Source organism: Sporosarcina koreensis, assembly GCF_001531445.1.
GTDB classification, from domain to species: domain Bacteria; phylum Bacillota; class Bacilli; order Bacillales_A; family Planococcaceae; genus Sporosarcina; species Sporosarcina koreensis_C.
This window is the reverse complement of the sequence record NZ_LQYA01000198.1, coordinates 20,891-35,398: the sequence shown is the minus strand read 5'-3', so window position 1 is coordinate 35,398 and position 14,508 is coordinate 20,891. Positions and strand designations below refer to the sequence as shown.

Sequence of the window (14,508 nt, the reverse complement as noted above, 5' to 3'; positions counted from 1 at the left end):
TCTTCGTCAAAGGACAATGACCGCACAATTGCCCCCTCACCTCTATCTTTTAAAGTTTGAAGAAGTAATGTTTTTATAACTTTAAATTAAAAAAGAAGGCTTTCGCCCCCATTTATTTTAAAATTAGTTTTAATTGATCATTCTCTTTGCTATAGCCCTTTTTTTCATACTTTTCAGCAGGTAACATTTCATAATCACTATATTTAATTGAAATGTTGCTTATTACAGGAGGGACATCTTTATCAAATGCCGATTCTAATCCATCAGATTGAAGTAGTAAAATTATCTTATCTAATTCAACTTTAGAATGTTCATCTGAAGTATTACCATTAGAATATAAACTTAAATTCGTTGGTAGAGTATGCTTAAACTCAATTAACCCATCTATGGTAATTACATTTATGTTAGTAATCAACCCATATTTAGTGAATGGAGCTTTTGAAACAATATTATTAATTTGAGCTCTAGCCCGCTCTAATGTTTCTGAATCATTCCAAACAAAATAATAATCTATTTTTCCAGTTGTTTTATTCTTTAAAACAACTTCATTTTCTGGAAGTTCCTTTTCAATAGCGATAATTAAACCAAAGTCATTAGGAACTAAATCAACATTTTTTTTATTCTCATTTCTAAGTCTTTTTACAACCGCCTTTGGATATTTTAGCACCCTTAATTTATAGATAGATTCTTCTAAAATTGTTTTTAAACGTTCCTGGTATTTATAATAAGTGTCAATTTCTACCCACTTTTCTTCAATCAATTGCTTAGTTACAACTTCAAATACTTTTTTGTAATCTGGGTTAGTATCAAAACCTAAATATCTACGATTCATTTTTTCAGCAGTAGCAAGGAAAACTCCTGTGCCAGCAAATGGATCAAATACAACATCATTTTCATCCGTTGAAAGTAAAATTAATCTTGCCATCATTTCTGGTGGGAATGGGCAAGCATGTCTAAATTCCTCTTCACCAAATTTTTTTTTACTTCCCCAGCTACCTTGAGTTGGAATGTAAAACTCCCAAATATTATCAGGTACTTTTCCTTGTGGACTGTATCTTTCAGGATAATCTATCCACCATTCCTTTAATTGTTCAGTAGTTTTAATTCTATCGATATAATATTTATAAATTGTAGAGTTTTCTTTAGTAAACATTAAGACATACTCAAATACATTCCGCATTTGCCCTTTTCTAGACCAAGGCAAAGTTTTTCCTTTATCCCAAATAATAGTATCTTGATGTATCCAACCAATACTTTCAAGCTCTCTAGCTATATCATCTGGCAATCTTACCATTTTTCCGTCCCGTTTCATTGTGTCTACAATAACAAACATCGTAGCACTATCTTTAGAAATATGATGTACTCCTTCAAAAATTTTTCTTATATCCGCCAAATAAGCTTCATATTCTTGACCAAAGCCTGTTTGTTCTTTTACATCTCCGTATTCTTTCATATCCCAATATGGCGGGGAAGTAACAATTAAATCAACAAATGGCTCGTGATTAGAGAAGTATTCTTTTATAAATAATGAACTAGCATTTATATATTCATTTAAATTTACCATATCTAAATCATTAACAGGATTTAACATTTTTACGAAAACCTCCAAATGTGTGGTTATAACACATTTTAACATTATTTTTGTACTAAAATCAAATATACATAACTTTTAAAATAGGGTGTCTTAAATATGATGAGTATAAATAACCGAAATTTAATAGGTAGAAACCTAAAAAGAATTAGAAAAGAAAAGCATATCACACAAGAAGAACTCTCTGCACGATTACTTACTTCTGGGACTAACTTAGATAGACCTATGATATCAAAAATAGAAAATCTAACAAGAGAAGTAACTGACATTGAATTAGTAGCAATTGCAGAAATACTATCTGTTTCAGTTGACGGGCTACTAAAGAAAAAGGATGACTAATAATGGGTGCAGTGTATTCGTTTGTAAACAACTACTCAAAGGAATTTAAAGAGGTCTATTGAACTACACAACAAATAAGCACCTATAACTATATAACTTACTAGTATTAAAACCACTTGTATGGGATAAGTAAAAACACAATGCAATCTATAATCCTTCCCACCCAGAAATGTCCGTAACAAAAGCATTTCGAGGAAGGATTTCGTAAAAACAAACTAGGTGCCCAGGTTCAATCTGGAAAGTACGCTTTAGATGCAGATTTTTCATCCACAAGGATATATTAATTTAGGAATTGAAATTATCCCTTTGAAAACTTCTTCAGATGTGTCTACAGGAGTTTCCATGAACAAATTATTTAGGACTTAAAAAATCGAGGAGTTTCTAATTTAGATATTCCAGTATTAGTAGTTGGTATAGACGTAGATTAAATTCTGGAGGGACGAATTATGGCAACATTAAATGACTACAAAATTGTTCGAGACAATAGTAAAAAGTTAATTAAGCTTTTATTGAAAGAAAGACTTGATGAATTAAATCTTGATGATATAAATACCGCTAGATATGGGTTCTATCATCTTATAATGGAAAATGTATTAGGGTTCCAAGCTGATTTAGAAAACAATGATTTTGAAATCATTGAAGGTAAACTAACACAAATTATCGATGTAAATTATTTAAACAAGATTCGCGACTTGAATTTCCAACAAATGGATGACTATGGGATAGATATTGTAAATATATCTGAATTATCTAGTTCTGAGGTAGATATTAATTTATTTAATTTTAAATATAGAGGAAACTTTAGTGACGGTCATATTGGTGATAGAGATATAAATAGAAGTATAAAGTTTTTAGAAATTTTATTTGCTGATGATAATAATTTAGATGAAAGTGTTAATACATACACACACAAAATACTAAACATACTAAAAACATATACTAATAGTGAAAGTAAGTATATTTGTAACATAACTTTATATATGGTTTCAAATGAGAATAATGGTATTCATGAAAATAGCCTTCACTATATTGAAAGCTTAAAAAAACTTTATAACGTCCATATTAAAAGTATTACTTTAGACGAAATAATGGGCTTTTATGATTATAGAAATCAAAACAAGAGAGCTGGATTTATTATCCCCCAAGAAGACTTAATTTCATTTAATTTAGATGCTCAAACTACAAGTCTTTCTTTAATTGTTAAGCTTCCTATTAATGAACTCATTCGAATAACTTGTGATAATAGCGATTTCCCTAATGAGAAAAATCCTTTATTCGAAAAGTGGAAAAACACTCATAAATTAAAAATGGATCAATCTTTACTTTACGATAATGTCCGTGGATTTCTAGGAAAAACACCTTATAATAAAAAAATAATAGATACCCTTAAAGAATCACCTGATAATTTTTTCCTGTTTAATAATGGTGTCACTATGATTGCTGAAACAATTGAATCTGTTAGGCAAGTAAATAAATTCGATGTAAGCTTGTCTAATTTCCAAATTGTCAACGGTGGGCAAACTGTTTCCTCAATTTTCACTTTTATTAACAGTATTGAATTGGATAATAAAAGTGATGAGGAAATTAACAGCATTCTAACTCCTATTTTCACATCTTTTGTTCTACTCAGGTTATATAAAGTTCCTACTAATAGTGATCTTAAGAATTTAATCGCTGAATATACTAATAGTCAGAATTCAATTTCAGATATGAATCTGAAATCCATTAGTAAAATTCAAATTCAAATAGAACAACATTTAAAACAACATAATATCATCTATGCACGTAAAGCTGGAGATATTGGAAATGAAATTGAAAATCCAGAGCTTCGAATTGATATGGCAGAATTGGCTCAAATCATTTATGCCTCTAAAGGAAATCCAGAAAAAGTTAGTAGTCAAAAGAAAAAATTGTTTAACGAGTTTTATTCAGATATATTCCCAGATGACTTAAATCTTGATACAGTATTAGAGTTAATTAAATCTACTGAAAGAATAAAAATGGATTATAAGTCTTCGAATTATTCAGTTTCAGACCAAAAAGCATTTTATATACTTCATATGGTGAAAAATCACAATTTAGAAATATTACATAGTATTGATATACTAGAATATGCTCTTCGTACTTTCCGGAGTTCAACTGCGCTTTCTAATACAAGAAAGTTGATACAAATAAAATTTAAAAATCATCTTGAAGATATACTCCAAAATAATTATTAACACTTGAAATAAATTATCATTTTATTAATTGAGTGTTTTGATTAAAAATACTTATAACATTATACATTAGAGAGAAATTGCCTGATAAAAAGGAATGATTGAAAAATCATTCCTTTTTATCTAGTTTATTTAACTCTTTCAGCGAAAAGGTTATCTTTACATTCTCCCAAGAACCATTACCTAAGTTAGTTGGTATATGATTAACCATCTCGTTTTTATCCAAAATAAATAGCTCAGGGGTATCACTTAATAACCATAAATGAAACAGAAAATTAGTAGATACTTCAGCTACATCCCATTCATTTCTTGATAGATAAAAGCTAAATGAATTTGAAACCCTAGTTGACGTTTTTACTTCAATTCGCAATGGTGTCAAATCTTCCAAGCTAACAACTGATAATATATCAAATCCAGATAAATTTGATTCAATAGATTGCCAAATTGGTTCTTTCTTCACTCTGTTTCTTTCATATTCCAAAGACAATTCTTCACCAGTTCTTCCTATTTCCATCAGTGTATCTTTTTGCTGTCCCCTCACTGCCAACGAGAGAATATCCCACCATTTTATTACATCTTTATTATATGAATTGATTAACTCGGCTTCTTTGAAACATTGCTTAACATCGGAAGGGAAATATTGAAAGGCTTCTTTTCTCCCTTTATGAATAAGGTATGACCAAGATGGTTTAACCATTTCAATTAAATGTTTTAATTGTACTCTTAAAGCATAGAGCATATCCCTTTGTGTTAGAATTTCCTTTCCTTTTGCAGTAACGGAAAGATTGCCTTCTAAATCAAGTTGAATCCATTGACACCCTTCAGCTACTTCCAATACCAATTGCGAAGAAGTCGATTCATACCTATTGAAAGCGATGGAAAATTCCGTTGCTTTAATTTCCGTTTCGTTAATGAAGAACAAAAATTTCTGAACAGAATAGAGAATACCAACTGAAAATGACATAACTATTGTCCTCGCAAATGATTGATAAAGTCTAGAATATCATCATCGTTTAATCCATTATCTATCTCTTCGTCTGCATACTCAGGCTCTATCATAATGGAATCGTCATTTAGTACATCAGACATTACGTGTATTTTATTTTCTAACCTCCTATGAACTGAGACATCTACACTATCTGGTGAAACAATCATTTCTACAATTGTTTCTTGATCTGGAGATAATCCTAATCGGTGTATCCGGTCAACTGATTGTAGAAAATGCGCCGCATTATAACTACGATCTAAATAAATAGCATAATGGCAAACTTTGTGGAGGCTTATCCCTTCCCCAGCTGCTGCTGGATTTGCTACCATTACAAAGCAGTTTGGATCGTCATGAAACCTTTTTATTTTCGCTTCCCTTGTATCGCTAACATCTTCGCTACCAGAATCAACTCCACCGTGGATATAATCAGCGCCTAAGTCTCTTAACCTATTTGATATTTGTTCGATACTTTCGACAAAGGTTGACCAAATGATTACCTTTTTACCTTCACTCGCAAGCTGTCTTGCACGAGAACAAATGTAATTTATTTTCGGGCTATCTCCTTCCAGTAAAACATCTTTTAATAATTCATGGTGTTGGAAATCGCTGTTTGCTAGTAAAGATGGATTGGAAGCTACTTGTAGTAACCGTAATGCACTCCTACCCATTGTCCTTAATTTGTTCCTATCCCGAGCTAAATAAATTTCTGCTTGACGTAATTCTTCATCTCTCATTAAATTATACAACCTACGTTGTGCTAGACTCATTTGTATAGGGGTAAAGTAATATCTTGGAAGCGGCAGACCTAATTCGTTCTTGGTTGTTCTTACATAAACTGGACGTATATGTCCCACCACAGAATCCTTATCAACTTTCACTTCTGGATACAGAAAGTTAAATTGTGAAACAAGGTCTTCTGTTGAATTTGGAAGCGGTGTTCCCGACATTATTAACTTTTGTTCTGGTAAATGGGCTAAACTTAAAACAGCTTTGCCATAAACTCCACTATTACCTCTCTTAATTCTATGACTTTCATCTAAATACATAAAAAATGGAACTGTACTTAAATAAGACCCCACTTCTGTTAAAACATTAGGAAGTTGCTGATATGTAATAACCATAATTTCTGGGTTACCTTGCAATAATTGAGCTACGTTTCTTGAGCCCCCTCGTAATCGAACTACATTAGAGCTTTCAGGCATACATATACTTAGTGTTTCCTCCCAAGCCGTAAAGGCGTTCTTTGGTGCAACGATAAGAAGTTTTGTATTTTCTTCTTTTTTTATACAGTATAAAGCTAGCCCTTCAGTTGTTTTACCAGCACCAGGAACTGAAAATGTTGCCCCTGCTGTAAGTGATGCTAGCCTCGTCACATTACGTAATTGTTGGGGTGTAAGTCTCCGCTGAAACCCCTTCTCAGTTAATAAGCGCTTTACTTCTTCCTCGGAAAACTCTTGAACTCCTTCACTTGCTTGTTGATACGTTCTTTCCCTAGCCAATGATAACCTTAACAACCTAGTTGCTTCTTCATCTGCAGTAAGTTTTATTTTATTCTTACGCACAATCCTATTAATTGAGGGGCGTGTAGATAAAAACGACCACCAAGGCATTGTAATTGTTTTTGTAGTGTCAAAAGAAACATCTTCTCCATTTTCCTTACAAGTTCTACATAATTCATGCCATCCAATATGTTGCTCATCATCAGTTATTATTCGAGCTGAATGTATATCCGCTAAATATTCAATATGCAACATTTACAGCTTCCCCTTCAACTCTGCAACATGCGTTTCAATAGATTCTAATTGCAAATCTATGCCCTCACGTTCAGTATCATCATCAAACATATTTATTGCATCTTGTAATAGAGTATTTGCACGTTGAATTTTTTGAATTACAGTATACCGTTGTCTTCTATCATCCTCAGCGTCAATGACATCCTTTACTACTTGTACTACGTTCTCACGATTTTCTTCCTTATTCAGAGTTTGTGCTAAGTTGATTAAGTCTTCTTCAAAATAACTATCACCAAGTAATCCATCATCTAAACCGACATCATTCAATTCAATTTGTTCTTCTGAAGGAAACTCTAGCTGTGCTTTTTCAATAATAGTATCAATATTTTCGGCAATTTTAGGAATGAATCCATGTAGTCTACCCATACCTGGTAAACGATGATCTGGATCTAAAACCGAGAAGGAAATAGTTTGGAAAATATCCTTCTTATCTTCGTCGTCTAATTTTTTCCTACCTTTAACAATTGCTTCAAAGGCAAATTTATCATCCTGAATTTGATGGTATTGTTTTGGAAGGTTACGTGATTCAAGATACTCATCCACATAAGTTAATAAAAGAATTAAATCCTCAATGTATTCTTTTTTCTTATCGTAAATACCAGCAATTTTTTCAGTTGAAAAATGCTTTTTATCTCGGAGGGCTCGATACATACACCCTTCTGAAGTCCAATCATAATCAGCTTTTATATCCTCGGTGATTTGTAATTTACCTTCAAGTTCAAGAATATCTTCTTCCGAACATGGTGGAAGAACAATAACTTCAATATGAGAAAATTTTGGTGGCAGTATTCCATTACCACTATCTATTTGATGTAATTCCCTCATTGCACGTAATCTGCGATTCCCATTAACAACAAAACCGTTATTATCCAATATTAACGGTTCCTCCTGGCCATTCTTGGTAAAGTAATCAAGTAAATCTATGCCAGTATGTTTTAACTGTGTTTTTAAAATATCATGCTGTGCTATGTGTGCATCTTCAGATTCAATATCTCTCTCAAAGAAATCTTCTGGCAAATCATGCATAGTGTAATATTCTTCTTGTGCCGCTTGCGTTCGTCCATTTGACAAACGGTATCTCGGCATATCTATAGATACTTTAAATATAGGGAAAAATGTTCTTTCATTTTGAAAGTTAATAGGATGTCTATTTTGATCTACCACTACATTAGCTCTCAATTTATCAATTATTTCTCTTCTTCTAGGATAGGACCAGCCTAACTCCATTCTAATTTCCTCCCTTAGTCTTCAATCCCAATTACATGTATGGGTATTGTTATAATCTTTTTATATAAATCCAATTCCCTTATAAAACGCTCATAATTTGCTAAATTACCGCCCATTTTTTTAGCCGCATTATTTGTTGGAATTATATATATTCCAGCATCAATTTTCCCGTTTAAATAAAGTGTCTGAAGCTTAAGCATATCAGCATAGAATCTTCCTACATTACCAGTTTGTAAACATAAGCCAATATTATCTTTCATTGAAGTTATTGTTATATTGTTAGATTTATCAACTCTGGTTTCTCCTGACCAACCTTGTAATTGAATCTGGCGCTTTATAGTTTCACGCAAGCTGGAAGCGCATCCCTTGTTAATTTCAAAAGGAATAGATTCCAATGATTCAATTAAAGGTTTAAGTATTTCATCTCGTATTGCTTGTGCTCCCAATGGATGATTAAATATGAATAATTTCATAGTTGGTTACACCTCAATCAAATGGGATCTAATTACTTAACAAGATTTTACCATAATTTTTCTAAAACTTGTTAGACTGAAATAATTAATATTCTATGAAATACATTGTGAAGCTATACAATAACAGATACTGGATGTTAAAGTCCCTATAGAAAGTCTCAATTATGAACAATAATCAAACGCACTAGGAGGTGTTTGATGCAGTTAGGTGCATTACTACGCTCAATCCGCATCTCGCACCATTCTATCTTTGTAAAAGAGATAGCGGAACTTACTTTAATGCAGATTAACAATGGGGCCTAACGACTGTTACTGGTAAATTTAAAGGTACGCTATGAAAAACACAGGCTCTATACTAATAATTGTGAACGACAAAAAGCTACAGTCCCCATTACGTATGCTATAGCTCATATATATCCATTAATATATAGTTTTCTTTTCGTCGTTTTTCTATGATTTTATTAGCAAATCAATGCTTTTTATTCCCATACCCTTACTCTTACTCTTACTCTTACTCTTACTCTTAAAAAGTCTAGTAATAGCATTAGAATAGATATCTGTCTTCGCAAATGACATAAACATTTCTTTTATAAAAGTCACCTTTACTTGCGATTTATTCCTTTGAAAAAGTGAATAAGTGTACTGCATGGGGTGGAGTCCAGCCAGGATATTTCCAATTTGTTGTATATTTACTACTTCTCTATTAAACAGAATTCTACTATGCTAGAATTATTATATAAATAACTTTCAGTTATTTGGGAATAGACCAAATAACTAGAGAGGAAATTATTATACCTTGTTAGCTCAAGAAACGTGTGGAGGGGATAGCAATGAGTAATAGTTGGTTAAAACGTGCAATGGAAAACCTATTTAAAAAGAGCCAAGAAAAAGAGGACTTCCATAAAGCACGTCAAGAATGGCTTTATAATGGATTAGAAGACAATCAATATTGTGAAGCAGAGTGTGAATTATGTAACCATGAAGAAATCCGCTATGAATACACCATTGTGAATAGTTCGAACAGAAAAATAATGGTTGTCGGCTCGGAATGTATCAAGAAATTCACAAACGATTTTAAAAATGATTTCTATGACACAAAGGGAATCCTTGTTGATGGTAAGCGTTTGGCCAAGGATAAAAACGAATATCTTAAAAAGATTTTGAGTGAAGCACTAGATAAAAGATTAGCTAATTCAAACAACACATTTTATAAAAGTATTGCAGAACAAATTAAAAAAGACGGTAAGTTAACACCTAATCAATTAAAGCATTTACACAACTTTTACCCAACACTCGATGATATGGGAAAGCAAGCATTTAAAAGTGTTGTTAAGGTGAGTTTAAGAAAAGAGAGAGAACAAGAACAAATCGCCAAACTTAGTCCAATTGATCTAAAGTTTGTGTCAAAATTTATGACAACGGCACAACGGAAGCGATTCGGTATCACATAGCAATTGTAAATTAAGATATTCTTTAAGCATCAACAAAGGCTTACAACTTAACTATTCTCAAAACAATGGCCATCACACATTAATAGAGGGTCTTGTGCGTATTATCAACTTATACATGTAATCCCTTTTGTTATTGTTATTCTCTCCAATAGATTCAAACAGACAACATGTTTCACTGCTTTCCTCTCTTCATCCTCAACGCCCACAGGCTCGGTAAACACTTCTAAGGACTAGATACATATCCGCTCGGGACTTGTATACAGCTCTTGCAGGGAGGTATTAACGGTAACGTTGTCCCCATTAAGATTCCTTAGGCAACAAGATGTCATATATAACATGGTTTGAAACGCTAACCCCTTCAAATTGAACCAGGAGGAAAACTTGCTTGTAAGCCAGATCCCCTTAAAAACTGATGTAAGCGACGCATTGACGAAGGGTGTCAGTTTTTTGGGGGACTTACGCAAATTACGAACCCTAATATATATGAAAGCTAAAGTGCACCAATATTCTTTACAGATAGAGGAGGTTTTCGGGTTAATAACTAAAGCGCCAAATCCTCTCTCCTCTCTTCTAGATTAAATATACTATGAAAGTCAGCAATATATATTTTAATAAGTTCAACGTTTTTGACAATAGCTATAGGGGATATACAACAATTCATAAATAAGTGGTGTCAATCGAATCAGTCAGCTCACTCAGGATCCATTTTAGATAATAAGTAAAAGAAGCATAAATCTTCTTTAAGGGAATTTATGCCTCCATTCGATTTAGTAATATCTTTTCCATTTCTTCACTTTACTGTTTGATATATTGAAAATTACTTTTCGCTTTCCTTGTAAATTTCACACCGTTTCCAATTGAGTTGCATAAAGTGAATATGCGATCATAGTTGCTATAAATATAAAAAAATATTAATTATCAAGTTGTTTTGCAAGCGTTTCTAGCTTGGCTTTATCTTTTGATGATATGTTATCTTTAATAGAGTTTGAATATGGTTCCATTCTTTGTTTTTTATCAAAAACTGAAGGTTTATCTGGTTTACTCTTATTAATTTTAGCCTTTTTTATTTCTCCTTTTAAAGATTTCAGCCTATCGTTGTAAGGTTGGCATCTTAGACCCCTTTCACATTCTTTTAGTGCATTTTCCAAATCATTGATTGAATATAAAAACTTACTAAATGCATGTGCATTAATTGCATTTGCCTGCTGTTCCTCAGAAACTATATTACGTTCTTCATGATAACCTAATTCAAAATGTTCTCTTGCCTTTTGAGCATCATTTAGTGATACTCGTCCCTTCTTATACAAGGTTGCTAAAGTCTTTGCATAACCATGGTTAGCTCTAGTCGATTTTGAATCAAGTCTTAATGCTTCCTCAAAGTATTTTTTACTCTGGAAATATTGCTTTTCATCATAAGCAAAGTAGGCCCATTCAATCCAATAAAATATTTGATCTGGACTTAATCTTGTAGCCATACTAAATGCTTTATTTGTCTCTTCTTTATAATTTGTAATCTTTGCTTCTTTTTCTATAAAACCCTTTTGAAAGTACAGATATCCAAATTGAGGTACTTCACTAATTAATTTATCAATTATTTTCATTGCTTCATTATAACCATGATTATAATAAACCATCATTATATTAGCCATCTTTGAAGCTGCCATTTTTTCGCTATGGTTTTTTGCACCAGTTTTCTTTATATATTGTTCACTGTGTGATGCAATTTGAATAATTTCACGTGAATATTCACTATACCTTTCTATCAACAATTTAGCGTTTTCAAACTTGAAATCCCTTATATAAAGCTTTGCTAAATGGGGTGTTGCATAACTAGCTCGCTCATCTTCTCGCTTTTCCTTATAGCAAAGTGAGAAGTTTGACAACTGTTGTAAAGCTAACATAATATCGTCATCCGTGTAATTAGCTATTAAATTTATGTCTTCTATAGTAAAAAAATGTTCAACTTCTGGAAGGGCTAATATATATAACACGCTTTTTTGAACTTCATTTAACCTTTCTATTACGCCCATAAAACAAAACTCAAGAAGCGAGTTGTATGTATTACCCCTAGAAAGGCTCCGTATAATTATTTTAATATCTGCGTTTAAAGATAATTGATTAACTACTAGCTGAATAGCTAGCGGCATTCCTTTGGTATACTTATAAATTTCCGATGCGTATTTACCGTATAATTCGGAAAAAGAATCTTCAGTTCTTCTTGAATATTCTCTTTCAAGAAAATCAATAAATTCCTGATCTTCTTCAAACCCTTGTAAAGTTATTATACTCATTTGAAAATCAGCAATAGATTCTCTAGTTGTTAGTATTACCTTACTATTCGAAGGTATATTAAATAAAAAATTGATAAGCTCTTCTTCTATTAGTGTCTCTAAATTATCTACTACCAATAGTATTTTATATTCTTCTAATAATCTCTGCACTTCAATTAAAGTATCACCATAATCATCCGAATTTTCATCATTTATTTTATCTCTGTGAAAAAAGTTATAAATTTCGCTTATTACATCTTGATATGAGGATATAAAATCACTAATTTTTCTCTCGCCATTCGGTGTAAAATAAGTGCGTTTTCCACTCATCCAAATAATAAATTCAAAATCATGATTAAACTCTTTTTTCTGTAGCAATTCACAGTAATAATAAACTAAGGATGTTTTACCGATTCCTCCTATTCCATTAACTTGTAATAATCTGGTGTTTTTATGCATCAACAAGTCATGAAGTTTATCTATCTGATTATTCCGACCGATAAAATCATGATAAGGCGGACTTGGTAGATTATGGAGCAATTCGAAATTCATTTTTTTTTGTTTAAAGAAGAGTGAGTTAGCTTTCATACTTCGGCTACCACGTCTACAAAAAACATCACCTTCTCGAAAAACAATTTTGTCTTGTTGTTTATTTTTTCGATTACTCTTTACGTATTGACCAATAATTTTAAAAGGTAAAATTTCTGAAGAAGCTTCAATGTACATTATTAGAAATTCCAACTCTTCGATCTCATATAAACCCATTGATAGATTTACTTTTCCGTCTATATACTTTTCACATAGTTTATTTATTTCGGCCTCATCAATATCTGAGTCACTGGATTCTCCGAGTCCAATCCACTCAAAATCATTTGTAACACCGAATATAATTGTTCCTCCTTTACTATTTGCAAAGGCGGCTATATCCTTGACCATTTCTATACCTGAACTACCTTTAACACTAAACTCTCTTTTAAAGTCAAAGCAATCGAGTTCTGTTTTGGGTTGAAGATTATAATACTTAAGAAGTTGCTCTTTTGATACTAAATCTAATAGATTCATTTTTACCTCCGTATATATAAGTAATTAATATGTATATATTAACATTATAATCCTACATAAGTAATATATATCCTTATATTCAAAATAAACAAAATTTATTTTATCCTATGAAGCTTTAGCTCTTATATGGGATTACTTGAACTTTACAGCAAATGAAATACACAATAAGCCCCCTTACGAGGTAAAAATAACGAATTGTACCACAAAAAGAAATAGATACATGACGAAAAACTGGCTGTGTTAAAAGAGTGGAAGAAAAAGCAAAACAAGATTATTTAAAACTTGGTTTCTATACACTATAGCCAATACAGCTTCTATATAGCAATGAACGTAATGTGCTGGTTCAGCTTCAAAACATTGAAATAATTACACATGTGCAGAAAAAATACGGGCCAGGCACAATCACAACACATGGATTACGTCTTCTACATTGTTTCATTATTATTAGAAGCTGGTACTCTAAAATAAGTTCAAGATAGATTAGGACACAGTGATATGAAAATGACACTAAACAACAATACACACATTAGAAAAGTAGCTTATAAATTTGTACCAGTTCGCTGATTTAATGAGAATGTAAATTGACAGATGCGCATTGAATACGCTTTTGACTAAATTCGATAAATAAAATATGAAATCAGATGAAACAGAGAAAAAGAAAAAACCCTTGATAATCAAGGGTTCAGACTGTAGACAAACACCTTGAATTTTGGTGTTGCCTGCAGTCTTTTTCCTTTTAAAATAGAGATAAAGTTAGAAATGTTGATTTCCACTGCGATCGGACGCGTTCCGCAGGCACGGCTTCAGCCGCTTCCTTCGCTGCGCTCAGTCCAGGGTCTTCAGCTCACGCTGTTCCCGCTGGAGTCGCCGCTCTCCGCTCCAATCAACAGTGTTTCCCATTAAATGAATGAGGTGATGGATATGATGACGAAGAATCAAATTAATGAACGCGAACAGTTGGAAATGCTGACCATAGAACAGTTGGTTCCTCAAGACCATCTGGTGCGCAAACTGGATGCGGCTCTTGATTTCTCCTTTATCTATCCATTAGTTGAATATCTTTACTCAACCATTGGAAGACCGAGCATAGATCCTGTA

The 14,508-nt window shown here is 32.3% G+C and carries 9 protein-coding genes and 1 pseudogene; 4 read left to right on the top strand and 6 right to left on the bottom strand.

Annotated elements, in window-relative coordinates:
- Positions 1 to 112: 112 nt before the first annotated feature.
- Positions 113 to 1,591: a DNA-methyltransferase gene (locus tag AWV70_RS18055; RefSeq protein WP_060209929.1), complete on the bottom strand. Its 1,479-nt coding sequence runs from the start codon at positions 1,589 to 1,591 to the stop codon at positions 113 to 115.
- Positions 1,592 to 1,690: 99 nt separating this feature from the next.
- Here AWV70_RS18055 and AWV70_RS18050 point away from each other — a divergent pair, with 99 nt between their 5' ends.
- Together AWV70_RS18050 and AWV70_RS18045 are read left to right on the top strand one after the other, a co-directional pair.
- On the top strand, positions 1,691 to 1,930 hold the full coding sequence (locus AWV70_RS18050) for a helix-turn-helix domain-containing protein (protein ID WP_060209928.1): 240 nt from the start codon (positions 1,691 to 1,693) through the stop codon (positions 1,928 to 1,930).
- Between the two features lie 446 nt (positions 1,931 to 2,376).
- Positions 2,377 to 4,149 (top strand): AIPR family protein, encoded by a 1,773-nt coding sequence (locus AWV70_RS18045; protein ID WP_060209927.1) that lies wholly within the window; start codon positions 2,377 to 2,379, stop codon positions 4,147 to 4,149.
- Between the two features lie 106 nt (positions 4,150 to 4,255).
- On the opposite strand, the gene AWV70_RS18040 is transcribed toward AWV70_RS18045, so the two are convergent.
- Genes AWV70_RS18040 through AWV70_RS18025 form a run of 4 tightly spaced genes read right to left on the bottom strand, consistent with a single transcriptional unit; the run spans position 4,256 to position 8,627 of the window.
- On the bottom strand, positions 4,256 to 5,110 hold the full coding sequence (locus AWV70_RS18040) for a DUF3883 domain-containing protein (protein ID WP_060209926.1): 855 nt from the start codon (positions 5,108 to 5,110) through the stop codon (positions 4,256 to 4,258).
- A 2-nt stretch (positions 5,111 to 5,112) separates the two neighbouring features.
- Positions 5,113 to 6,888, bottom strand: a complete 1,776-nt coding sequence (locus tag AWV70_RS18035) for a DEAD/DEAH box helicase (protein ID WP_060209925.1) — start codon at positions 6,886 to 6,888, stop codon at positions 5,113 to 5,115.
- Positions 6,889 to 8,154 (bottom strand): hypothetical protein, encoded by a 1,266-nt coding sequence (locus tag AWV70_RS18030; protein WP_060209924.1) that lies wholly within the window; start codon positions 8,152 to 8,154, stop codon positions 6,889 to 6,891.
- A 14-nt stretch (positions 8,155 to 8,168) separates the two neighbouring features.
- Positions 8,169 to 8,627, bottom strand: coding sequence for a BglII/BstYI family type II restriction endonuclease (locus tag AWV70_RS18025; protein WP_060209923.1), 459 nt, complete (start codon positions 8,625 to 8,627; stop codon positions 8,169 to 8,171).
- An 830-nt stretch (positions 8,628 to 9,457) separates the two neighbouring features.
- Between AWV70_RS18025 and AWV70_RS18015 the strand changes: the two genes are divergently transcribed.
- The gene (locus AWV70_RS18015) at positions 9,458 to 10,078 is read left to right on the top strand and encodes a hypothetical protein (protein ID WP_082713697.1); all 621 of its coding nucleotides are present in this window, start codon (positions 9,458 to 9,460) and stop codon (positions 10,076 to 10,078) included.
- Between the two features lie 911 nt (positions 10,079 to 10,989).
- Here AWV70_RS18015 and AWV70_RS18005 read toward each other — a convergent pair.
- On the bottom strand, positions 10,990 to 13,410 hold the full coding sequence (locus AWV70_RS18005) for an NB-ARC domain-containing protein (protein ID WP_060209920.1): 2,421 nt from the start codon (positions 13,408 to 13,410) through the stop codon (positions 10,990 to 10,992).
- Positions 13,411 to 14,331: 921 nt separating this feature from the next.
- On the opposite strand from AWV70_RS18005, the pseudogene AWV70_RS23535 reads away from it, so the two are divergent.
- Positions 14,332 to 14,508, top strand: a pseudogene (locus AWV70_RS23535) (IS5/IS1182 family transposase); the annotation flags it as partial.